The organism is Vreelandella janggokensis (assembly GCF_031451615.1).
GTDB lineage: Bacteria > Pseudomonadota > Gammaproteobacteria > Pseudomonadales > Halomonadaceae > Vreelandella > Vreelandella janggokensis.
On sequence record NZ_JARWAJ010000002.1, the window covers coordinates 590,097 to 613,454 of the forward strand.

Genomic DNA, 23,358 nt, shown 5'->3' on the forward strand with positions numbered 1-23,358 from the left:
AATCGCCAGCTCACCTCCAATAAACCTTCAATACAGGTGAACCCATGTCCTCGCATGTGCAGTTAGACGAGCCAAGCGCCGATGAACCGATCCAGCGGCGCCATCTCATTAAATTCTTAATTCCCTCCCTGATTGGGGTGCTGTTGTTCTTGGTGCCCTTTCAGGTAGGCGACACCATTAACATCGGCATGGGCCTGATGGCCGATGGGTTGCAAACCCTGCTGGGGGCGGCGCTGCCTGCTATCGCCACGGTGGTATTGTGCTTCTCGGTCGTCGCCACGCTGTACGCCAAACTGGTGAACCCTTCCTGGGCGAAATCGGGCGTGCTGAACGAAATGTTTCACGTCGGGCCTGTATGGCTGGGTATGCGCATCCTGGGCGCGCTGTTTGCCTTGATGACGTTTTTTCAGGTAGGCCCCGAATTCGTCACCGCATCGTTTACCGGTGGCGTGATGCTTAACGATCTGGCGCCGGTGCTACTGACCTTCTTCTTCTTTGCTGCGCTGCTGCTGCCGTTTCTGGTCGAGTTCGGCTTCATGGAGTTTATCGGCAGCCTGGTGCGCAAGCCGTTTCGGGTGATTTTCAACCTGCCGGGCCGCAGTGCTATCGATGCCACCGCGTCGTGGATGGGGTCGGGTACCGTCGGCGTACTGATTACCACGCAACAGTATGAGCAGGGCTACTATAACGGCCGCGAAGCCTCGGTGATTGCCTCCAACTTTTCGGTGGTCTCGATTGCCTTTGCGCTGCTCGTGACCAGCTTTGTGGATATTAACCACCTGTTTGTGCAGTTTTATTTCACGGTGGTCGTGGCGGGGTTGATCGCCGCGGTGATCGTGCCGCGTTTGCCGCCACTGTCGCGCAAAGCCAATGACTACTATGAGCCGGTAGGGTGCCAGATCAGCGAAAAACCCACCGCTAAAATAGGTCTGTTGCGTTACAGCTTGCTGCAAGCCACGCGTCGCGCCGCCGGTGCGCCGGGGCCAAGGGAACTGGCAAAGCTGGCGCTGCTGAACGTCATGGATATTTTCCTCGCACTGCTGCCGCTGGTGTTTGCCATTGGCACGGTAGCGCTGATTCTCGCCGAATTTACCCCGCTGTTTACCTGGCTTTCCTATCCCATGGTCCCGGTGCTGGAGCTGCTGCGAATTCCCGAGGCAGAAGCGGCAGCGCCCGCGACGCTGGTGGGCTTTGCCGACATGTTTCTGCCGGCGGTACTGGCGACCAATATCGAAAGCGAGCTGACCCGCTTTGTGATTGCCTGCCTGTCGCTCACTCAGTTGATTTACATGTCGGAAATCGGCGCGCTGCTGCTCAAGTCGAAGATCCCGATCAAGCTCTGGGAACTGGTGGCGATCTTCCTGCTGCGGACCGCCATTACGCTGCCGATCATTGCCTTTATGGCCCATACGTTTTTCTTCTAAGGGGCCTGCAATGAACACTAGCGTAACGAGCAATCAATCCACCATGAGCTGTGCCGAGCTGCTGGTTCATTTGCTGCGCGATACCTACGGTGTCAGCACACTGTTCGGCATTCCCGGCGTGCATACCGTGGAGCTTTATCGCGGGCTGGAAGGCAGCGATGTGCAGCACATCACTCCGCGCCATGAGCAGGGTGCGGGGTTTATGGCCGACGGATATGCCCGGGCCAGCGGCAAGCCGGGCGTTTGCCTGATTATCACCGGGCCAGGAATGACCAATATGGCCACCGCCATGGGCCAGGCCCTGGCGGACTCCATTCCCATGCTGGTGATCTCCAGCGTCAATCGCCGCGATACGCTGGGTTTGGGCCAGGGGCGGCTCCACGAGCTGCCTAGCCAGCAGCAGATGATCAGTGGTGTGGCGCGATTCAGCCATACGCTGCTGGACGCCAACACGCTGCCCGAGGTGCTGGCCCGTGCCTTTGCGGTCTTTAATGGCGCACGCCCTGGCCCGGTGCATATCGAAATCCCCATCGACTTGTTTAATGCGCCGGTAAATGAACCGGCCAGTTGGCAGGCACCTACGCTCTATCGTGCTGCTCCCGACCCGGAAGGGCTTGCCGAAGCCGCCCGTTTGTTGCATGCAGCGAAGCAACCCTTGGTACTGTTGGGCGGTGGCTGCGTGGCAGCGCCAGAGGCGGCGCGAGCACTGGTAGAACAGCTGGATGCGCCCACGGTCACGACCATCAATGCCAAAGGCCTGCTGGGCCGTGACCATCCGCTGGATCTGGGGGCTAACGCCGCGCTACCCGCGGTGCGTGAACTGGCGGTCAATGCCGATGTGATTCTGGCGGTGGGTACCGAGCTTGGTGAGACCGATTATGACGTGGTGTTTGATGGTGGCTTTCATCTTAATGGTGCGCTGATACGGATCGATCTCGACCCTGAGCAACTGGTGCGCAATCAGCGAACGACATTGGGGCTGGTGGGGGACGCCGGACGCAGTCTTGAACGTCTGTTGGCGCATTTCCCAGACGCAATGCAGCGTAATGGCATTGAGCGAACGGCTAACGCCTTGAGCGCGCTGAATCTAGAAAACGATCCTGCCTTCAGCGACTTTGTCCCGCTCTACGACACCCTGGCCGAGCATCTGCCTGGGGCGATATTGGTGGGTGATTCCACCGCGCCGGTGTATGCCGGCAATCACCTGGTTAGCCAGCCAGCGCCGAGGCGTTATTTCAACGCCTCAACGGGCTACGGCACCTTGGGCTATGGGCTGCCGGCGGCGCTGGGCGCTCAGTTGGGTCGCCCTGATCTACCGGTGGTGGCCTTGGTAGGCGATGGTGGAGTGATGTTTACCCTCGCTGAGATAGCAACAGCGGTAGAGGAGCGTCTGCCGGTGGTGATCGTGCTGTGGCACAACGCCGGTTACGAAGAGATTCGCCGCTATATGGATGCCAACGGCGTTGCCCGCCTGGGCGTGGACCTTCAGGCGCCGAACTTTCTCACTCTGGCCGAAGGCTTTGGTTGCCCGGGGGTGCTCGTAGAAAGCCCCGCCGAGTTGGCTAAAGCGCTCACCAACCACGAAGCGAACGGGCCGTTACTGATCGAGATAAACGCCGCCGCATGGCAAACAAACCTGATCGAAACAGGAGACAACAATGAAGAATAATCATGTATTAGGCCAGGATACGCTGTCGGCAGACGACGTGGAACACAGTCTCGGTCTGCCTGGAACCTTCGCGCTGTGGTTGGGCGCCAACGTCGTTGTTACCACCATATTGACCGGTATGTTCTTGGTGCCGGATCTCACTTTTCAGCATGCCATGCTGCTGATCGCGGTAGGCTCGGCGATCGGCATTATCCCGCTGGTGTTGATCGGGGTCATGGGCCAGCGAACCGGGATGACGACCATGGTGCTGGCGCGGGGTACCTTCGGTAGAAAAGGCGCCAACTTTCCTGCCTGGGTGAACCTGCTGGCGCTGATTGCGTGGAGCTGGATCCAGGCGCTCTTGGCAGGCATGAGCCTCGACTACGCGGTGGAGAGCCTGACGGGCTATTCCAATGTGGCGCTGTTTACGGTGTTGTGCGAATCCCTGGTGGTGCTTATCGCCCTTCGCGGACACTTGGGTATCGAAAAGGTCGAGAAAATCGCAGCGCTGTTAATGGTGGGGCTATCGGCGGTGGTGCTGTTTGCGCTCAATCGCCATTACGACCTGCCAAGCATTACCCAACTGGAGCCTGAAGGCGTGCTGGGCGGCGGCGTGATCTTCGATATCGTCGTGGCCACTGCTTTTTCCTGGATACCGCTCGCGGCGGACTATAATCGCCACTGCCGTACGTTGAAGGCAGCGGTCGTCGGTACCTGGGGCGGCTATGTGACGGCCACCTTGATTGCCATGGGGCTGGGCGCCACGGTCTCGGCGCTATCCATCGCCGAAGGCATGGAGCAGACCTACGATCCCACCGCCCTGCTGAGCGGTTTCGGGTTTGGGCTGCCGGCGGCGCTGGTGATTTTCTTTTCAGTACTGACGACGAACGTCATGTGTGTCTACAGTGCGACGCTTTCATTCATGAGCGTGCGCCCCAAGGTGCCGTTCTGGAAGCCAGCGTTGATCATTGGCGTCGTGTCCGTGATCGGTGCACTGATCCCCGGTATTCTCGATCAGTTCCAGACGTTTCTACTGATTATTGGCAGCGTCTTTATTCCCGCCTTTTCGCTGATGATCGTCGATTACTTCCTGCTGGGTCGCCAGCGCTACACCTCGGCGCAACTGATTCAACAGGCCGATAGCCTGCCTGCATTTAACTGGCTGGCGTTGGGCAGCTATGCGGTAGGGGCGCTTTTGGCGTATTACTGGAACTGGGTGGCACCGCTGGACTTTGGTGCTTCGCTGCCCGTGTTTGTGATTACCGGCGGGCTCTATTACGTTGTCAGCAAAGTAGCCATCACCAGGCGAGCGACAGCATGAACTTGACGCGTATTGACGAACACCAGTGGTACCGTACCGCCGCCAAGGCGGACGGTATTACCTTGATCGACGAGCCGTGGATCAAGCCGTTTTATCGCTGCAATATCTGGCATGTCCAGGGCAGCGAGCGCGGTATGGTGGTGGATTTTGGTCTGGGTGCCATACCGCTGCGCCAACACGTTGCGCTGCTTAGCCAGCGTGACATCTTGGCAGTGGCCAGCCATACCCACTTTGACCATATTGGTGCGGCCCATGAATTTGATTGCTGCCATGTGCATCGGGCTGAGGCAGACATTCTGAATTCGCCGGATAATACACGCACCCTGGCAGCGCAGTTTCTCAGCGACGACATGTTCGAAGCGTTGCCGCCAGCGCCCTATTCCCACGAACGCTACCGCATTACCGCGCCGCAAATGGTGTGCCCATTAGAGGATGGTGAGGTGTTGGATTTAGGCAATCGACAGTGGGAAGTGATTCATACCCCAGGGCATTCTCCCGGCGGTATTGCGCTATGGGAATCCGCGACGCAAACCTTGATCTCGGGCGACCTGATTTACGATGGTCCGTTGATTGAAGACCTGTGGCACAGCGACCTCACCGACTATGCCGCCAGTATGCGACGGCTTAGAGAGCTGCCGGTGCGCACGGTGCATGGCGGACACTTCCCCAGTTTTAGCGGCCAGCATCTCAAGCAACTTATCGATGATTGGCTACGCCAACACGACCTTTAAAGGAGTCACCCGGTGTCTACGTTTTCAAGCGCGGAACACGCTTCGCTGCCAGATAGCCAGATTCTTGATCACCAATTCATCAACAACCAATGGGTCGTCTCCCAGGGTACCCGTCTGCTCGACGTGATGAACCCTTACCGCGAAGAACGCATTGCCCAGGTGACCGCTGGGGATACGGCGGATGTCGATGCCGCCGTCAACGCCGCCCAGCAGGCGCAGCCCGGCTGGCAGGCGCTCGGCGGTGCCGCACGGGCGGCGTTCCTGGAAAAGTTCGCCGACGCGCTGGAAGCCCGCCGGGGTTCGATCCTCACGCTTTCAGCGACCAACAACGGTAAACCGCTGGCGGAAGCGGGCATTGATCTTGACGATGCGATTGCCTGCTATCGCTACTACGCCGGGCAGGCCAGGGCGCTGGATCCCCGCCAGGGCGAGTTGGTCAGCGTGGAAATGGAGGGTGTTGAAGCCCGCTGTTACCACGACCCTGTCGGAGTGGTAGGGCTGATTGCCCCGTGGAACTTCCCACTGGTGACCAGCGCCTGGAAGCTGGCCCCCGCTTTGGCCGCGGGCTGTACGGCCGTGCTCAAACCCTCAGAAGTGACGCCGCTCCCCGAGCGGGTGCAGGCAGAAATTGCTCTGGAAATCGGTCTGCCCGCGGGCGTGCTGAATATTCTCAACGGCGACGGCGAAGGCATTGGCGCGCCGCTGACCCACCATCCCGATGTGGACAAAATTTCCTTTACGGGCAGCAACCGTGTCGGTGAAGCCGTCATGAAAGCCGCGGCCAGTCGCTCCGCCAACGTATCGCTGGAACTGGGGGGTAAATCCCCCGTTCTGGTGATGGAAGACGCTGACCCCGCTCAGGCCGCTGATTGGGTGATGGCAGGCATCTACTTCAACGCCGGGCAAATCTGTTCCGCGACCTCGCGTTTATTGGTGCACAAAGATATAGCGGAAGCGCTCTACGCCGCCCTTGCCGAACGGATGGATGCGCTGACATTGGGCGACCCGCTGGCGGAAGGCACCGACTTAGGCCCGATGACCAGCGCCAGGCAGCGCGACGCGGTCCAGGGCTATCTGGACCTGGCTGAACAGGAAGGCCTGAAGGCAGTGCGCGATGTAAAACACCGCACGCTGCCAGAAAAAGGCTACTTCCTGGCGCCTACGCTCTACCGCGATGTGCCGGTGGACAGCCGCCTGTGGAAAGAAGAAATTTTTGGCCCGGTGCTCTGTGCACGAAGTGTCGTCAGCGAAGCTGAAGCCATCCAACTCGCCAACGACAGCGACTACGGCCTGGCGGCCACCGTCATCAGCGGCGACCCCGAGCGCGCCAAACGCATTGGCCGACAGCTCAAAGCCGGCAGCATCTGGTACAACAGCGAGCAACTGGTACTCCCCGAGACCGGCTGGGGCGGCTTCAAGCGCAGCGGCATCGGCCGCGAACTCGGCCCTTGGGGGCTCAGTGCGTACCTGGAAGTGAAGCATGTGGTGGGGCCTGCCTAGCTCTTACCTAAAGCGCCCGCTGACAATGTCAGGCGGGCCGCTTGCTAGTCATCTGCCGGCAAAATCCTGCCTGGGTTCATCAATCCCTTGGGGTCGAACAAAGTTTTAACCCCCTGGACCAACTCTTGCTCAAGTGGCGATAAGCGCGCCAGATAGGGCGCTTGCTTGGTGCGACCAATGCCGTGTTCGGCGCTGATGCTGCCATGGAAGTCGTCGAGCACGTCAAACAGTCGTTCTTCAAGGTCGTGGAGGTGGGCTTTTTTCTCACTGTCGGCCATGGCCATGGGCGGCAGGATATTGAAGTGCAGGTTGCCGTCGCCGACATGCCCGTAGGCAATGATCTCGCACTCGGGCGAAGCGGCCATCACTGTTTCGCTCGCCTGGGTAACGAAGTCGGGAAGTGCCGAGATGGGCACGGAAATATCGGTGCGCAGGTGCTTACCGCGCCGTCGCTGGCCTTCCAGCATGCTCTCGCGGAACTGCCAGAGCTGGGCGGATTGGGTATCGCTAGATGCCAGGGCGCCATCAAGTACCCACTCCCGCTCCATGCCTTTTTCAAGCAGCTGTTCAAGCATAGCGCTCAGGTCTATCGGGCCTGTGGCGGCGACTTCCATCAACACATACCAGGGATAGGCGCTTTCCAGCGGGTCGCGCAGCTCAGGCGTTGCTTCGATGGCCAACTCGATGCAGCGGCGGGGGATCAGCTCGAAGGCGGTCAGCAGGTCGCAACAGTCGCGACGCGCCAGACCGTACAGATCGATCACCGCCTGTACCGATGGCAGACCGAGCAGCGCGGTGCGGTTTTGGGTAAGGCGTGGGGAGAGCTTAAGCACCGCGCCGGTGACGATACCCAGCGTGCCCTCGCTGCCCAGAAACAGCTGTTGAAGGTCGTAACCGCGGTTGTCCTTATGTAGGGCGTCAAGGCTTTCCCAGACGCGGCCGTCGGGGAGTACCACTTCAAGCCCCAGTACCAGCTCGCGCATCATGCCGTAGCGCAGCACGTTAAGCCCGCCGGCATTGGTGGCGATATTGCCACCAATCTGACAGCTGCCTTGGGCGCCCAGTGAAAGCGGGAAGTCGCAGTCATGTTCTGCGGCAGCAAGTTTGACGTTCTCAAGAATGCAGCCTGCGTCTACGGTGATGGTGAAGTTGACCGGGTCAATGGCGCGCACGCTATTCAAACGCTCCAGGCTGATGACCAGTTCCTGGCCGTTTGCGGCAGGTAGTGCCCCGGCCACCAGGCCGCTGTGGCCACCCTGGGGCGTCATCGCAATGTCGTGTTCAGAGCAGCGCCTGACCACCTCGGCGACTTGCTCGGTATTCGCCGGGCGGGCAACGGCAAGCGGCGTGCCGAGCGTATCGCCCGCCCAATCGCTGACATAGCGCGCTATGTCGTTGGGGTCACGTAATACACCGCTTTCGCCCAGAAGAGTGCTGAGTCGGTCAAGAAAGTCGTCGTTCGTCATTGCCATCTGTTAACTCTTTGATAATGGTGGCTGTTAGGCCAGATGGCGCATCAGTTCGCGAATGCCATAGGTCCAGGGCGGCAACTGATCGCTTCTGCCCACCGGGTTGACCAGGGCGCCCAGGGCCGGGGTGGCGATGGTGACACGGTCGCCAAGGTGATGGGTAAAGCCCTGACCTTCACCGTCACGGTCCTGAATCGGCGAGAACATGGTGCCCAGAAACAGCATGAAGCCATCGGGGTATTGGTGATGGTCGCCGATGGTCTGGTTGACCAGGTCCAGCGGGTCGCGGCTGATTTCGCGCATATCGCTCTCGCCCTGGAGCAGGAAGTCGTCGTCCTCACCCTCGATACGCAGCGATACCTGGCAGTTGCGCACGCTGTCGATATCAAAGTGGTCGTCAAACAGGCGAATAAACGGGCCCAATGAGCAGGAGGCGTTATTATCTTTTGCCTTGCCGAGCAGCAGGGCACTGCGCCCTTCCACGTCACGCAGATTGACGTCGTTACCCAGTGTGGCGCCGCGCACCTGGCCGCGGCTATCCACGGCCAGGACGATTTCCGGCTCGGGGTTATTCCACTGCGAGGCCGGGTGCAGGCCCACTGTCGTGCCAAAGCCAACCGAGGACAGCGGCTGCGCTTTGGTAAACACCTCGGCATCGGGCCCGATGCCGACTTCCATGTATTGCGACCAGCCGCCACGTGCCTGGAGCGCTTTTTTAAGCGACATCGCCTCCTCGGAACCTGGCTTGATCTTGGAAAGGTCCTTGCCTATGAGTGCCTGTAAGTCGCTGCGTAACTCGGCCGCCCTGGCCGAATCGCCGCCCGCCTGCTCCTCAATCACCCGCTCCAGCAGGCTGACAGCAAAGGTCACACCGCACGCTTTGACGGCCTGTACGTCGCAGGGGGCGAGCAGATAAGGCGCTTGCGGCGAAGACAGCTGAGAGTTGGTGAGTAGCGTATCAAGGGTACCCAGACTCGGCCCTTCTGCTTTACGCACGACGTCCAGTACGTCGTCACGTTCCAACAGGTCGGCCATGGTCGGGCCCAGCGGGGTAATATCGATGACCTGGTTATCGCGCACCGCGACCAGTGCGGGCCCAGGGCGTGGGCCGTCCTGCCATACGCGGCCAACTAATAAGGCGTTATCCAGGTCAGCCGGCAGTAGTTCGTGGGGACTTATCATCGTTTGCATGCCTTATCCATATAGAGTCTCAGTTATCAGTTACCGCTAACGGCGGTGAGGTCAGGCAACCAGGTCACAATGCCGGGAAAAGCGATCAGGATGACCAGCACCACCAGCAGTGTGGCGTAGTAGGGCAGCATGGCCTTGACGAGCTGCTCCATGGAAACCTTGCCGACACCGCAACCGACGTAAAGGCAGGTGCCCACCGGGGGTGTCAAAAGGCCGATGCCGAGGATAAATGCCATCAGTACGCCGAAGTACACCGGGTCGATGCCAACGGACTCGACAATAGGGGTGAGCATCGGCGCCATGATGACCATCGCGGGGGTCAGGTCCATGACAAACCCCACCAGCAGCAGCAAGCCGGCAACGATCAACAACAGCAGGAAGGGGTCCTGGGTGATCGCCTGCACCTGGGTGACCAGCGTCTGTGGCACCATGTTGATGGTTAAAAACCAGGCAATGACGGTGGCGAAGGCCAGCAATAGCAAGACCATACCGGTCAAGCGGGCAGTGCGGATCAGCATGCCCCAGAGCGCCGTAATCTTGAATTCGCGGTAGACCACCAGCGATATGAACAGCGAGTAAAGCAGCGCGGCAACAGCCGCCTCAGTGGCGGTGAAAATACCGCCGATGATGCCGCCGATGACGAGCACGGGCAGTACCAGCGCCAGCCATGCGGCTTTGAAGGCTTGCCATAAAACATCCAAACGGAATTTACGGGTCTGCCCGGCACGTCCGATGGTGGCCATGATGAAGGTGGTCGCCATGAGTCCGAAACCGATCAATATCCCCGGCACAATGCCAGCGATGAACAGGCGGCTGATCGACGTCTCGGTAACAATGCCAAACAGGATCAGCGGAATAGAGGGTGGAATGATAATGCCGATGACTGACGAGACGGTGTTGATGGCGGTGGCCTGTGGCGCTGTGTACCCTTGCTTGGTCATGGAGGGGATCATCATCGCCCCGGTGGCGGCGGTATCGGCAACGGCTGAGCCACTAATCCCACCGAAGAACATCGAGCCGGTAATCGCCACCTGACCCAGGCCGCCGCGCACGAAACCCACCAGGGCACCGGCCAGTTCCATGAGACGACGGGCAATGCCGCCGTTGCTCATGACTTCACCGACCATGATAAAGAACGGAATGGCCAGCAGGGGAAAGCTGTTTACGCCACGAATCGACTGCTCGATCAGGATCGAGAGCGGTATATCAGAGAGTACCGCCATGACCACGGCGGCGATGCCCAAGCCAAATGCAATCGGCAGGCCCAAAGCTAACGAAACAAACAGGATGCCGAGAAAAATCCATAGCATGGTTTAGCAGCCTCCACCGGCGTTCGGCGTTGCGTTGGGGGAACGTATTTGTTGAATGCTCTTCCAGGCGCGCCAAATTGACACTGAACCAATAAAGCATGCGCAAAGCACGAATGAGACATTAACGAGATTCCAGGGCACATTAAGGATGGCCGTTTGCCCGGATGCGCGTGACATCACTAGATAGCCCCCCCAGATGATGACACCCATCAATACAGTGATAATGGTGTGCTGGAGTAGATACAGCATATGGGCGGCGCGGGGCTGTAGCCGACGCACCAGAATATCCACGGCGATGTGTTCAAAGCGCGCAAAGGCCGCCGCCGCGCCGATAAAAATCAGCCAGATGAACAGCATACGGGCCAGCTCATCGGCCCAGGGCACGGAATTGTTGAACACGGCGCGACCCACCACATTGACCGATACCGAGACGATTAACGCTAATAGCAATGCCGCAATCACGTGCTCCATGGCCAGCGTCAGCCAGCGAAACAAGGCGGGACCCTGGCGCTGCTCGGGGTCGATTTCCAACGGCTGGCGCTGGGGGTCGTCGAGAAAGGCCGCCGTATCTGGAATTTGCGTATCGGGGAAGTCCATAAGCTCTCCGCAGAGGCGAGTAACGGCAAGACAAGGGGCCTACGCCCCTTGTCTTGGCTGACAGAGCGACAGTAACGCGACGCTTATTCCGTCATGGACGATTCGGCGATCTGCTGGAATTCCTCAACCAGGTCTTCGCCGATGCGGGGGGCCCACTCTTCATAAACGGGCTGTACCGCTTCCTGGAAAGCGGCAATTTGCTCGTCATCCAGACGGGTGATCTTCATGCCGCGTTCTTCAAGCTGATTACGCGACCAGTCGTCGTACTCGGCGGAAAGCTGGATTTCATAATCGGCTGCTTTCAGCGCGGCTTCTTGAATAAGCGCTTGGTACTCAGGATCTAAATCGTCCCAAGTGCGTTCGGAAATCATCTTGATAAAAGGTGTGTAGACGTGGCGGGTTTCTGAACCGAATTCCTGAACCTCGTAGAAGTTGGAGGTCAGAATAGTGCTCCAGGGGTTTTCCTGGCCGTCAACAACGCCCTGTTCCATGGCCGAGAACAGCTCACCGAAGGCCATGGGCGTGGGGTTGGCGCCCAGCGCTTCCCAGATATCCAGGTGTACCGGATTTTCCATGGTGCGAATTGCCAAGCCGCGAACGTCCAGGCCTGCGACATCCTCTGGCGAGGAGACTTCCCGGGCACTATTGGATAGCTGGCGGAAGCCATTTTCAGAGAAGGCGAGGGCTTTGATGCCGGTGCCGTCAAAGGCATCAAGCATCTCCTGGGCGGCTTCGCTGCGCATCGCCGCAACAGCTGCTTCCCGGGTAGGCAGCAAGAAGGGCAGGTCAAATACGGCCAGTTCCTCGACGTAGCTCGTTGCAGGTGATGAAGAGGGATAGGTCATATCCAGCGTACCGGTCTGCAGCATTTCCATCATCTGCACGTCATCACCGAGCTGGCTGTTGGGGAAGACATTAACTGTTATTCGACCGTCGCTACGCTGTTCAAGAATATCGGCGAAGTACTCGCTGGAGATGTACTGGGGAGAGCTTTCGGCCAAGCCAAGCCCCATGCGTAAGGTAACGCTGCCGTGGTCACCCACCTTTTCGCCATCAATCTCGGGCGGGTCGGAAAGATCAGGCGTTTGTGCGTAAGCCATGCCTGAGCTGAGCAGTGTGGCACCCGTCATTAACAGGGTGCGTTTCCATAGATAATGCATTGTCACTCTCCTGGCGTGCCGCAGGCCACTTCACTGAGGATATCTTGCAAGCGAACTGCAGCGTGGCGTCTGTTGTAGTTGTGTGTCAGCGGCGCTGCCTTATATGGCAAGCACCGCAATCCCTAGGCTAATGTCTAACGTTTTTATTGTATGTTCAACATATACTTTTGTATGTGTCGACCTGAAAGCGAAGAAAGCGTACCTTGCTTACTAACTTTCAATATTCACTCTAGGCGTGGAGCGATACCATGGCCAATTTTCAACGCATAACTCCTGAGCAATTGCGGTCACGTTACTGGTTCGACAACCCTGACCACCCCGGCACAACGGCGTTGTGCATCGAGCGCTACCTTAATTACGGCATTACGCTCGATGAACTGACCAGCGGTAAGCCGATTATTGGTATTTGTCAGTCGGGGTCCGATTTGACCCCATGCAATCGCCATCATATCGAGCTGGTAAAACGGGTCAAAGACGGTATTCGCGCGGCAGGGGGAGTGCCGTTCGAGTTCCCCATGCATCCTATCCACGAAAATGTCCGCCGGCCCACCGCGGCGCTGGATCGAAATCTCGCCTACTTAGGTATCGTGGAGGTGTTGCATGGCTACCCGCTAGACGGTGTGGTACTGACGACCGGCTGCGATAAAACCACCCCGGCGGCATTGATGGCCGCTGCAACGGTGAATATTCCGGCCATTGTGCTGTCCGGCGGGCCGATGCTGAATGGCTGGCGCGGTGCCGAGCGGGTCGGTTCGGGCACGATTATCTGGGAGCTACGCAAGCGCCTGGCGGCGGGGGATATCGACTACGCAGAGTTTCTTTCCCGGGCCAGCGACTCGGCGCCTTCTATTGGTCACTGCAATACCATGGGCACCGCCTCCACCATGAACTCCATGGCTGAAGTGCTGGGAATGAGCCTGCCAGGGTCGGCGGTGATACCCGCGCCCTACAAGGAGCGCGCCATGGTGTCTTATGATACCGGTACGCGGATCGTCGATATGGTATGGGAAGATGTCAGGCCACTGGATATCCTGACCCGGGAAGCGTTCGAAAATGCCATTGTGGCGTGTTCGGCGTTGGGCGGTTCTTCAAATGCGCCGGTGCACATTAATGCCATTGCCCGTCATGCGGGCATTGAGTTGGATAATGATGATTGGCAGCGGCTGGGCCATGAGATTCCGCTGTTGGCCAATGTCATGCCGGCAGGTGCCTTCCTGTGTGAAGAATTCCACCGCGCGGGGGGCGTTCCGGCGATCCTCCATGAGTTACATACCGCCGGTAAGCTGCACGGCGACGCGCTGACGGTCAATGGCCGCTCTATTGGCGATAATCTGGAAGGCCGCGAAACCCGGGATGCCGATGTAATCTGTCGCTATGCCGACCCGCTGGTCGAGCACGCGGGCTTCCTCAACCTCAAGGGCAACCTGTTCGACTCGGCGCTGATGAAGACCAGCGTGATCTCCCGGGATTTTCGCGAACGCTTCCTGAATGACCCCAACGACCCCGATGCCTTTGAAGGCAAGGTGGTGGTATTCGATGGCTCCGAGGATTATCACGCTCGAATTGATGACCCGGCGCTCAACATCGACGCGCGCACCATTCTGGTGATGCGCGGCGCAGGCCCCGTCGGCCACCCCGGTGGTGCCGAAGTGGTCAATATGCAGCCGCCGGAAGCGCTGATTAAACAGGGCATCGAATCGTTGCCGTGCCTGGGCGATGGCCGCCAGTCGGGCACTTCCGGTTCGCCGTCGATTCTCAATGCCTCCCCGGAAGCCGCTACCGGCGGGGGCTTGGCGCTGCTGGAAAGTGGCGACCAGCTGCGGGTCGATCTCAAGCGCGGTGAGGTGCAGCTGTTGATTGATGTCAGTGAACTGGACGCACGCCGAGAGCGCTTGGCCCAGCAGGGGGGCTATCGCTATCCGGGCCACCAGACGCCCTGGCAAGAAATTCAGCGCAGCATGGTGGAACCGCTGGATCGCGGTATGACGCTGGAGACCGCAAGCAAGTATCGCGATGTCGCCCGCCAGCATCCGCCCAGGGATAACCATTAAAGGGGCGGTCACGGACACGAAAAGGACAAGCACCAGAATGAGCCATTTTAGTACTTTGTCGCATCGCCAGCAGGGCCTGCTGTTGACCGCGGGTGGCGCAATCATCATGGCGCCGGACGCCCTGCTGATCAAAGTGGCCGACCTCCCCGATGCAGAAATTTTGATGTGGCGTGGCTTTCTTTCAGGGTTGGGGTTTCTGCTGATCGCCCTGATGCGCTACGGGCGAGGCACCCTGGCAGCGTACCGGCGCTGTGGCTGGACGGGCATCGCGGTTGCGCTGCTGTTCAGCCTGACCACCTGCGGTTTCGTGCTGGGCAACCAGTACACGAAAGCGGGCAACGTACTGATGATATTGGCCAGTTCACCGTTAATTGCGGCCGTACTCTCCTGGATTATCCTCAAGGAGCGTCTGCCCAGACGTACCTGGCTGGCAATTTTTATTTGCATGCTGGGTATTGCGATGATCGCCCTCGATGACGCGGGCGCTGGCTCTTGGTTGGGTAATGCTTTCGCCTTGATGGCGGCGACAACCCTGGCGATCAACTTCACCCTCTGCCGGACGCGTCCGGGGGTGGATATGAGCCCCATGCTGGTGTTCAACGGTATTGTTGTAGGTAGTGTCGCCGGCCTGTTTTGGCTGGCGGGGAGCGAACCGGCCCTGCCAGCCGCCAACCAGCTAGCCGTGGTGATCCTGCTCTGTCTGATAATTGTGCCTTGCGGGGTGACGCTGTTGCAGCGTGGGCCGCTGTATCTCCCGTCCGCTGAAGTCGGTTTGCTGTTACTTCTGGAAGTAGTGATAGGCACGCTGCTGGCCTGGTGGATTCTGGCCGAACAGCCAGCGCCGATGGCCATGGTTGGCGGTGTCCTGGTACTGGGCACACTGAGCGCTAAAGGCCTTTATGAACGGCGGCTGGAACTGAGACAACGGGCGGGGCTTGATGCCCTTTCGGTGACAGTCGACCGGTCAAATACGTTATGATTGACAGGAATTGAAACAGGGGCCTACCGCATTGACTTCATCTTTAAGGAAACCCACCGCTCGCCCCAGTATCGCCGAGCATCTCGCCGAGGAGATTTTCGGAGGGCATTATCATCCGGGCGATTTTGTACCCCGTGAACTGGACCTATGCGAGCGCTTCGCGATCAATCGCTCAGCGGTGCGTAGCGACCTGCGTCAGTTGGTGGATGCTGGCATTATTGAGCGTATTTCCGGCCATGGCTCCAAGGTGCGTGAATACTCGGAGTGGCACATTCTCGACGCCCAGGTGACCGACTGGTTAACCCGCTACGCCGCCCCCAACCCGGATATTCAGCGCGAAATCCTCGCCTTTCGACTGGACGTTGAACCCTATGTGGCAATGACCGCCGCCAAGCGTGCCAAGGCACGGGATCTGGTCGCCATCGAGGAAGCCTTTGAGGGCCTGGGGCAGAACCTGCGCAATGCGACTTGCGAAGAAGAGCGACGACTGCATAGCGAATGCGATATTGCTTTCCACGAAGCGATCTTCAAGGCGACCCACAATATCGTCTGGGCACAGCTATCCCATATTCTGCGCCCCTCCATCTATATGCTGATATCCATGTCCAACGAGAGTGCCTCCGACCCTGAAGAGAGTCTGGAACGCCATCGACATCTCATGGAGAGCATTCGGTTGCGCCGACCCCGTGAGGCTTTTTTAGCTTCCCAAGCCGTATTGGCGGGTACCGCGGAAGCGCTGGGTCTTGAACATAGCGCCAGCTCATTAGGACGCACTGTCGAGCTGCTCCATACCGCACACTGACTCCCGATCGCTTCTCTAGAGTGAACGTTTTCAATTGAGGTAAGCGTATGTCTGACTTTACCCTTGGCCTGGTTGGCGTGGGCAAGATCGTCCGCGACCAGCACCTGCCGGCGATAGCCGCCACCCCGAACTGCCATCTTGTCGCCACGGCGGATCCTTATACTTCATTGCCGGATTTACCTGGCTATCAAGGTCTGGAAGCGATGCTTGATGCTCATCCGGATATCGACGCCGTCGCGATCTGCACACCAACCCACTTGCGCTACTCCCAGGCGCGGGCGGCGCTCTTGCGCGGCAAGCACGTGCTGCTGGAAAAGCCGCCAGGGGCAACGCTAAGCGAAGTGGAGGACTTGATTGCCACCGCTTCCAGGCAGGGCGTTAGCCTGTTTGCCGCCTGGCATTCGCGGTTTGCTCCCGGTGTGGCCCAGGCCCGGAAGTGGTTGAGTGAGCGTCAGGTGCAGCGAGTGGAGATCGAATGGAAGGAAGATGTTCGGGTATGGCACCCAGGCCAGGCGTGGATCTGGGAGGTCGGTGGCATGGGCGTATTTGATCCGGGTATTAACGCGCTTTCGATTGCCACCGCTATTTTGCCGCAGCCATTTTTCCTGCAAAAAGCACGGTTGCAGGTACCCAGTAACGCGCAAACCCCCATTGCAGCGGAGCTCTCCTTCACCGATCCAGAAGGCGCGCTGATTGAGGCTGATTTTGACTTTCGTCAACCCGGCCCGCCCACCTGGGATATGCATATCGACAGTGATGGAAGCCGCCTGAGCCTTACCCAGGGCGGCTGCCGTCTAGTGATTGACGACGACGTTCTCATCGACGCTGAAGAGCGCGAATATCAAGGCCTCTACGCGCGTTTTGGCGAATTGATCACAAAAAAACGCAGCGAGGTGGATGTTGCCCCGCTGCGCCAGGTCGCCGATGCATTTTTATACGGTCATCGTGAAACCACCGACGCCTTTATTGAGTAAGGTCTCAAGTCGCGCTTGTTTATTCGCGCTTGCCATCGACCAGACGAGATACGCCATAGGGGTTGCCGTCACGGAGCGCCTCGGGCAGTAACCCTTCCGGCAACGCCTGGTAGCACACCGGGCGCAGGAAGCGGAAAATCGCCGCGCTGCCCACCGAGGTGGTGCGGGAGTCCGATGTCGCCGGATAAGGCCCGCCGTGCACCATGGCATGGCACACTTCTACACCGGTTGGCCAGCCGTTGGCCAGGATCCGGCCTGCCTTGCGCTCCAGGGTTGGCAGCAGTTGCTTGGCGGTCGCCAGGTCGCCGTCATCCATCTGTAGCGTAATGGTGAGCTGTCCTTCGACCTGGGAAGCGACCCGCTGCATTTCGTCGACGTTGGCGCATTCAATGACCAGCGAGCTGGCGCCGAATACTTCGGCTTGCAAAGTCTCATCTGCCAGGAAGTCGGTCGCACTAGCGACAAACAGTCCGCTTTGGCAAGCATTCGGGCCTTCGCCGGCCTGACCCCGGGCGACGTTGCGAACGTTGGGGTGATTAGCCAGGGCGCCGATGCCATCGTTGTAGGCACCATGAACGCCCGGTGTGAGCATGGTCTGGGCGGCACTCCCTTTGACACCTTCGCCAGCGGTATCGATGAAGGCATCCAGGTCGGCACCCTTCACCCCGATTACCAAGCCAGGGTTGGTGCAGAACTGACCGGCGCCCATGTTGAGGGAGCCGACGAAGCCTTCGGCGATGGCGTTGGCGCGTGCCTTGAGCGCTTCCGGTAGCAGGAACACCGGGTTGATGGAACTCATCTCGGCGTAGACCGGGATCGGCTGCGGACGCGCCTGGGCAGTGGCCATTAGTGCCGTACCGCCACTGCGTGAACCGGTGAAGCCCACCGCCTGAATGCGCGGGTCGGCGACCAGCGCTTGACCAATCTCTTTGCCCGAACCAAACAGCAGTGAAAAGACGCCTTCAGGCAGGTTGCACTTGGCAACGGCGCGTTGAATGGCGCGGCCGACCAACTCGGAGGTGCCGGGGTGGGCGGAGTGACCCTTGACCACCACCGGGCAGCCTGCGGCCAGCGCCGACGCGGTATCGCCACCGGCCACACTAAAGGCCAGCGGGAAGTTGCTGGCGCCAAATACCGCGACCGGGCCCAGGCCGATATGCCGCTGGCGCAGGTCGACGCGCGGCATCGGTTCGCGGTCGGGCAGTGCGGGATCAATGCGCACATCGAGCCATTCGCCGGCCCGTACCACGTTGGCGAACAAGCGTAGCTGGCCACATGTGCGGCCACGTTCGCCCTGCAGACGCGCCTCGGGGAGGCCGGTTTCGGCGACGCCACGCTCGGTCAGTGCTTCGCCGATTGCCTCGATCTCGCTGGCGATGGTTTCGAGGAACACGGCTCGGTCTTCAAGCGAGGTTTCGCGGTAAGTGGCGTAAGCCGCTTCGGCAAGTTCACACGCTTGCTCGACTTCCGCTTTGCTACCGCCGGGGTAGACGGGGTCCAGGGCCTTGCCGGTGGCGGGATTGACGGCTTGAATGTCCGCCTGTTTACCGCTGATGGCCTGCTGGCCAATAAGTAGTTTGCCTTCCAGAGTCATACAGCCTCCTGTTGGTGTAAAAAATCAGGTGTTAAAGCGGTTTCACGCTGATGGCCGGTGCGTCTGCTTCAACCCTTAGCGGGTTGCGCAGGGCGCGGCCAAATTCATGGATGTTGATCTCAAAGCAATCGCCTTCGCGCACCTTGATGCCGTCGGCGAAGCTGAGTGTTGCGGTGCCGAAAAAGTGCACATGGACATCGCCGGGTCGGCGGAATCCCGGGTATTTAAAATGGTGATATTCCAGGTTAGCCAGGCTGTGTGCCATGTTGGCCTCGCCGGTAAGAAAGGGTTTCTCCCACACCGTTTCGCCATTGCGCTGGATACGGCTGGTGCCCTCTAAATGCGCTGGCAACTCACCGATCAATAGCTCGGGCCCAAAGCTGCAGGCGCGTAGCTTGGAATGAGCCAGCCACAGGTAGTTGAAGCGCTCGGTGACGTGGTCTGAGAACTCGTTACCCAAAGCATAGCCGACTCGCCAGGGTTGACCATCGTTGCCAATCACGTAAAGCCCTGCCAGTTCGGGCTCCTCGCCGGCATCTTCAGCAAAGGCGGGGGAGGGGATCGCTGCTTCCGGGGCCACCACGCACTGGCCGTCGCCCTTGTAGAACCACTCCGGCTGCGCGCCCGGCTTACCAGCACCGGGTTTGCCACCTTCCACGCCCAGCTTGAACATGCGCATGGAATCGGTCATATCCTCTTCAGCCGCTTGAGCTTTTGCGTGCATCGCCGAGCGGGTATCGGCACTGCCCAGATGAGTAAGGCCAGTGCCGGTCACCAGGCAGTGCGCCGGGTCGGTGTGCGTCAGCGGTGGCAGCAGGCGCTTATCGTCGACCAGCGCCTGGTAATCAAGGCGGATATCGGTGAGCGCTCCTGTCACCATTTCGCTGAGCGGCTTGCCGGCACTAATCGCCCGGTTGGCCAGGGTGTAGGTATCGCCGTCGAGCAGTCTGACTTGCTCTTCGCTCTCGACCAGCGCGGCGCGAACCTGGCCCTGGTGGTCACACTGAATTATTCGCATGGCGTTCTCCTCATGCAGGTGGCGGTTATCATAGTGGCCAAATGGCCAGTTGCGGCCACATCAATAGCGCCGCGAGTATGCACAGCTGAATGGCCATAAAGGGTAGTACAGACAGGTAGATATCCTTCAGGCTGATATCCGGCGGTGCCACGCTTTTAAGGTAGAAGGCGGCGGGCCCGAAGGGCGGTGACAGGAACGACACCTGCATATTGACGGCGAACAGAATACCGAACCAGATCGGGTCGAACCCCAGTTGAGTGACGATGGGCAGAAAGATCGGCAGGGCCAGCATGGCGATCCCGATCCAGTCGAGAAATAGCCCGAGTACCAGCATGATAGCCATCATTACCAGAATGATCACAATCGGCGCGACGTCGAGACCCAGGATCAGGCTCGACACAAAGCGGTTGCCGCCCATCAGATTGTAGACGCCCACCAGGGCGGCGGCGCCGATGCCGATCCAGATGATCATGCCGCAGGTGTTCATGGTTTGGCCCAGGCTATGGTGCAGCATGCTGGGGGTGAACTCGCCGCGCACGATGGTGGCGAGCAGTACGCCGAAGACACCCATGGCCGCTGCCTCGGTGACCGAGGCAATGCCGCCGTAGATAGTGCCCAGCACGAGAAAGGCAATCAGCCCTGGAAGCAGAATGGCTTTGACGGCGTCCAGTTTACTGGCGAAAGGGTTGTCCTGGGTGTCCTTATCCAATGGCGGACCCAGCGCGGGATTTCTCAGGCAGCGTACCAGCACATAGGCGATATAGGAGCCCATCAGGATGATGGCGGGGGTAACGGCAGCAGCGAACAGGTCGGCAATCGATACACTGGCGATCAGGCCATAGATAATCAGCACGATAGAGGGCGGCATCATGGTGCCCAGGGCGCCACCGGCACACACCACACCAATGGAGAGGCGCTTGTCGTAGCCCAGGCGGAGCATTTGCGGCAGTGCCAGAATCCCCAGCAGGACGATCTCCCCGCCGATAATGCCCGAAAGGGCAGCCAGGAAGAATGCCACCACAATGGTCTGCACCGCGACGCCGCCTGGCAAACGGCCGGCAAAAACGCGCATGGCGTTGAACAGGTCCTTGGCGATGCCAGATCGATCCAAGAGTGACGCCATCAACACGAACATGGGCACCGCCACCAGCGAATATTCGGTGATAAACCCATAGACGCGGCTGGTGACCAGTGGCAGCGCCGCCTCGCCGAACCAGCCAAAGGTGAAGGCCATGGCCACCAAGCCGGTAATGAATGCCAACGGCAAACCGGTAACCAGCAGCGCGAAAATAGCACCCACCATGAGGATTGTTGCGGTTGAAATATCCATCAGCGCGTCTCCCCGGTACCGGTATGGGGTTTCGCTTTAAGCGATTGCCATAGGTGCAGCAAGGCCTGCAGCGTCATCAGTGTCAGAGCAAAAAAAATCATGCCCTTGACCATGGCAGGAAAAGGCGGATTCCAGGAGGTGCCTGAGCGCTCCAGCGACCATTCGCCCAGCGGGTTATGCGTCGCGCCCCAGAACATGTAAAAAGCGGCGTAGCTCATCGACATGCAAAAAATCAGCGTCAGCAGGTCGTTAAAGCGATCCATCCAGCACTTCAGCGTTGGGCCGGCGCTGTCGTAGAGCACCTTGACGCGAATATGGCTATTGCGCGCCATGGCCGCCGGGCCGCCAAGCACGAAAATAACGGCAATCAGAAATACCACGGTTTCGTGTACCCAGGAGGTGGGATTGTTAAAACCGTAGCGCATGAAAACTTCCACGACGCTAATGCCCATCGCCACAAGCACCAGCCAGGAAACCGCCCTGCCACCACGTACGATCAGGCGGTCAAGCGCGTTACGCTCGGGGGGGACCTCCTCCGTTTCGAGGATCTCGGGAAGATCATGAGTGGGAGGAGAGCGGTATTGATTGTCAGGTGTTTTTTGAGACATGGCGCGACTCTACGAACATCGCTCGGGTCGATGAATTCCCCGAGCGATGCGATGGTTAGTAAGATGAGGCTGAGTTAAAGCAGATTGCGCGAGCGCAAAAAGGCGGTGGCGGAGTCATAGATCTTTTGGGTCATTTCATTCTCGCCGGCCCACTCTTGCCACTCCTGCTCAGCCGCGTTACGGAATTTCTGACGCTCTTCTTCCGGCAGGTTGAAGGGGTGAACCTCAGGGTCTTCCTGAAGCCGTTGCAGCGTCTCGATATCTTGCTCCTTGAGGCGGGCAATCAGGTCATAGGCCATGCCATCAAAGGCCGTCTGCAAGGTCGTCTGAAGGTCCTCGGGCAGGCCATCCCAGATATCCTTATTGATCGATACGGCGATCATCGGCATGGAGTGAAAGCCTGGATACAGCGGGTAAGGGGCGAAAGCGTGCAGGCCCATGGCGTCGTTATTCGAGAGTACCGTGGAGTCTGCGGCGTCGATCACGCCTTTCTCCAGCCCGGTATACACCTCGGAGCCCGGTAAGTTGACCGGCGTGGCACCGATGCGCTCAAAGATGTTGTACACCATGCCTTGCGGTGCGCGGATCTTGAGGCCCTCAAAATCCTCAATCGATTCAATGGGGACAGTGGAGGGCACCGACTCTAACGGAAAGGTGGCGGCGGCTATCAGGTGGCTACCATAGGGCTCGACCAGTTCGTTGTAGAGTTCTTCACCGCCGCCGTACTTCATATACTCCAGGAAGTCGTAGGGGTTCTGCCAGGCGCCGACCAGGTTGCCGAGCATGCCGAAAGCGGGATCCTGGCCGGAGAAGTAGCTGGGGTCGGTCATATGGCCCTGAAGGATACCCGAACTAACCGCGGTCAGTGTCTCGGTGGGACCCACCACGGAGTTGATCGGCATTACCTCGATCTCAACCCGACCGTCGGTCATTGTCGTGATCTTGTCGGCCCATTCCTGTTTGATCTTGAAGCTGGGCTCGCCCGAGGTTTCGGATGCCTGAAACTTCCATTCGTATTCGGCTGCCTGAGCCGCCGAGAGGCCCAGCAGGAGCACTGAACCGGTCAGTAGCGAGCTGTATTTCGTTTTGAGCATGGCTAGAATTCCTCACCTTTGTTGTTGTGAAGCGACTATTTGATAATTCCTGCGAGGGTAATGTTGAACATTAAGAGTAATTGTTCAACATATACTTTTGTATGGTCGACCAGTGTGGGTGGGTAGTTTAGTGTTTTGCACATTCGGCGCAGACGTTCTCAGGTCTTCAGCCGTCACTGATTCAAAACAAGGAGTTAACCTCATGGTCAAACGTCAACGTCCGCTGCGTAGCGCAGAGTGGTTCGGCACCGCCGACAAGAACGGCTTCATGTACCGCAGCTGGATGAAAAATCAGGGCATTCCTGACCATGAGTTTCAGGGCAAGCCGATTATCGGGATCTGTAACACCTGGTCGGAGCTGACGCCGTGCAACGCTCACTTCCGCAAGCTGGCGGAGCACGTCAAGCAGGGCATCCTGGAAGCGGGCGGCTACCCGGTCGAGTTTCCGGTGTTCTCCAACGGCGAGTCCAACCTGCGCCCCACGGCCATGTTCACCCGCAACCTGGCCAGCATGGACGTGGAAGAAGCCATTCGCGGCAACCCCATGGACGGCGTGG

20 protein-coding genes are annotated in these 23,358 nt (G+C 59.1%); 10 read left to right on the forward strand and 10 right to left on the reverse strand.

All coding sequences use genetic code 11. The features are described 5' to 3' along the window. Positions 1-44: 44 nt before the first annotated feature. The 5 genes from QC816_RS09465 to QC816_RS09485 are packed head-to-tail and all read left to right on the forward strand — an operon-like array spanning position 45 to position 6,624. On the forward strand, positions 45-1,424 hold the full coding sequence (locus QC816_RS09465; RefSeq protein ID WP_309781801.1) for a YjiH family protein: 1,380 nt from the start codon (positions 45-47) through the stop codon (positions 1,422-1,424). Positions 1,425-1,434: 10 nt separating this feature from the next. Beyond that, positions 1,435-3,093 carry a 5-guanidino-2-oxopentanoate decarboxylase gene (locus QC816_RS09470; RefSeq protein ID WP_309781803.1) on the forward strand — a complete coding sequence of 553 codons (1,659 nt, stop codon included), beginning with the start codon at positions 1,435-1,437 and terminating at the stop codon, positions 3,091-3,093. After that, positions 3,083-4,393 carry a purine-cytosine permease family protein gene (locus tag QC816_RS09475; protein WP_085919980.1) on the forward strand — a complete coding sequence of 437 codons (1,311 nt, stop codon included), beginning with the start codon at positions 3,083-3,085 and terminating at the stop codon, positions 4,391-4,393. The genes QC816_RS09470 and QC816_RS09475 overlap by 11 nt, the downstream gene beginning before the upstream one ends. After that, complete coding sequence (locus QC816_RS09480) at positions 4,390-5,124, forward strand: MBL fold metallo-hydrolase (protein ID WP_085919979.1); 735 nt, start codon at positions 4,390-4,392, stop codon at positions 5,122-5,124. The genes QC816_RS09475 and QC816_RS09480 overlap by 4 nt, the downstream gene beginning before the upstream one ends. A gap of 12 nt (positions 5,125-5,136) precedes the next feature. Continuing rightward, positions 5,137-6,624, forward strand: coding sequence for an aldehyde dehydrogenase family protein (locus QC816_RS09485; protein WP_309781805.1), 1,488 nt, complete (start codon positions 5,137-5,139; stop codon positions 6,622-6,624). Between the two features lie 44 nt (positions 6,625-6,668). On the opposite strand, the gene QC816_RS09490 is transcribed toward QC816_RS09485, so the two are convergent. The 5 genes from QC816_RS09490 to QC816_RS09510 all read right to left on the reverse strand — a co-directional run bounded on the left by QC816_RS09490 (position 6,669) and on the right by QC816_RS09510 (position 12,351). Further along, the gene (locus QC816_RS09490; RefSeq protein ID WP_422823733.1) at positions 6,669-8,096 is read right to left on the reverse strand and encodes an FAD-binding oxidoreductase; all 1,428 of its coding nucleotides are present in this window, start codon (positions 8,094-8,096) and stop codon (positions 6,669-6,671) included. Positions 8,097-8,123: 27 nt separating this feature from the next. Further along, positions 8,124-9,284, reverse strand: a complete 1,161-nt coding sequence (locus QC816_RS09495; protein ID WP_309781808.1) for a fumarylacetoacetate hydrolase family protein — start codon at positions 9,282-9,284, stop codon at positions 8,124-8,126. Between the two features lie 26 nt (positions 9,285-9,310). Continuing rightward, a complete protein-coding gene (locus tag QC816_RS09500) occupies positions 9,311-10,594 on the reverse strand; it encodes a TRAP transporter large permease (protein WP_085919977.1) in 1,284 nt (427 codons plus the stop codon). A gap of 3 nt (positions 10,595-10,597) precedes the next feature. Further along, positions 10,598-11,191: a TRAP transporter small permease gene (locus tag QC816_RS09505; protein ID WP_085919976.1), complete on the reverse strand. Its 594-nt coding sequence runs from the start codon at positions 11,189-11,191 to the stop codon at positions 10,598-10,600. A gap of 83 nt (positions 11,192-11,274) precedes the next feature. Further along, on the reverse strand, positions 11,275-12,351 hold the full coding sequence (locus QC816_RS09510) for a TRAP transporter substrate-binding protein (RefSeq protein ID WP_066319949.1): 1,077 nt from the start codon (positions 12,349-12,351) through the stop codon (positions 11,275-11,277). Positions 12,352-12,599: 248 nt separating this feature from the next. Here QC816_RS09510 and QC816_RS09515 point away from each other — a divergent pair, with 248 nt between their 5' ends. From QC816_RS09515 to QC816_RS09530, 4 genes are read left to right on the forward strand one after another with little or no spacing between them, the layout of a single operon-like run. Further along, positions 12,600-14,402, forward strand: coding sequence for an IlvD/Edd family dehydratase (locus QC816_RS09515; RefSeq protein ID WP_309781812.1), 1,803 nt, complete (start codon positions 12,600-12,602; stop codon positions 14,400-14,402). Between the two features lie 37 nt (positions 14,403-14,439). Next, positions 14,440-15,381 carry a DMT family transporter gene (locus tag QC816_RS09520; RefSeq protein ID WP_085919973.1) on the forward strand — a complete coding sequence of 314 codons (942 nt, stop codon included), beginning with the start codon at positions 14,440-14,442 and terminating at the stop codon, positions 15,379-15,381. 31 nt (positions 15,382-15,412) lie between these two features. Continuing rightward, positions 15,413-16,183, forward strand: coding sequence for a FadR/GntR family transcriptional regulator (locus QC816_RS09525; protein WP_085919972.1), 771 nt, complete (start codon positions 15,413-15,415; stop codon positions 16,181-16,183). 47 nt (positions 16,184-16,230) lie between these two features. Next, a complete protein-coding gene (locus QC816_RS09530) occupies positions 16,231-17,157 on the forward strand; it encodes a Gfo/Idh/MocA family protein (protein WP_085919971.1) in 927 nt (308 codons plus the stop codon). A 19-nt stretch (positions 17,158-17,176) separates the two neighbouring features. Here QC816_RS09530 and QC816_RS09535 read toward each other — a convergent pair whose 3' ends face one another. From QC816_RS09535 to QC816_RS09555, 5 genes are all read right to left on the reverse strand, one after another. Further along, positions 17,177-18,751: an aldehyde dehydrogenase (NADP(+)) gene (locus QC816_RS09535; RefSeq protein ID WP_085919970.1), complete on the reverse strand. Its 1,575-nt coding sequence runs from the start codon at positions 18,749-18,751 to the stop codon at positions 17,177-17,179. Positions 18,752-18,782: 31 nt separating this feature from the next. Beyond that, positions 18,783-19,769, reverse strand: a complete 987-nt coding sequence (gene araD1, locus QC816_RS09540) for an AraD1 family protein (RefSeq protein WP_309781819.1) — start codon at positions 19,767-19,769, stop codon at positions 18,783-18,785. Positions 19,770-19,797: 28 nt separating this feature from the next. Beyond that, positions 19,798-21,099, reverse strand: a complete 1,302-nt coding sequence (locus QC816_RS09545) for a TRAP transporter large permease (protein ID WP_085919968.1) — start codon at positions 21,097-21,099, stop codon at positions 19,798-19,800. Then, the gene (locus tag QC816_RS09550; protein WP_199284042.1) at positions 21,099-21,707 is read right to left on the reverse strand and encodes a TRAP transporter small permease subunit; all 609 of its coding nucleotides are present in this window, start codon (positions 21,705-21,707) and stop codon (positions 21,099-21,101) included. Before QC816_RS09550 ends, QC816_RS09545 begins: the two co-directional genes overlap by 1 nt. A 74-nt stretch (positions 21,708-21,781) precedes the next feature. Beyond that, a complete protein-coding gene (locus QC816_RS09555) occupies positions 21,782-22,801 on the reverse strand; it encodes a TRAP transporter substrate-binding protein (RefSeq protein WP_085919966.1) in 1,020 nt (339 codons plus the stop codon). Positions 22,802-23,003: 202 nt separating this feature from the next. Between QC816_RS09555 and QC816_RS09560 the strand changes: the two genes are divergently transcribed. Next, on the forward strand, positions 23,004-23,358 hold a 355-nt coding region (locus QC816_RS09560; RefSeq protein WP_309781824.1), incomplete at its 3' end, for a dihydroxy-acid dehydratase domain-containing protein.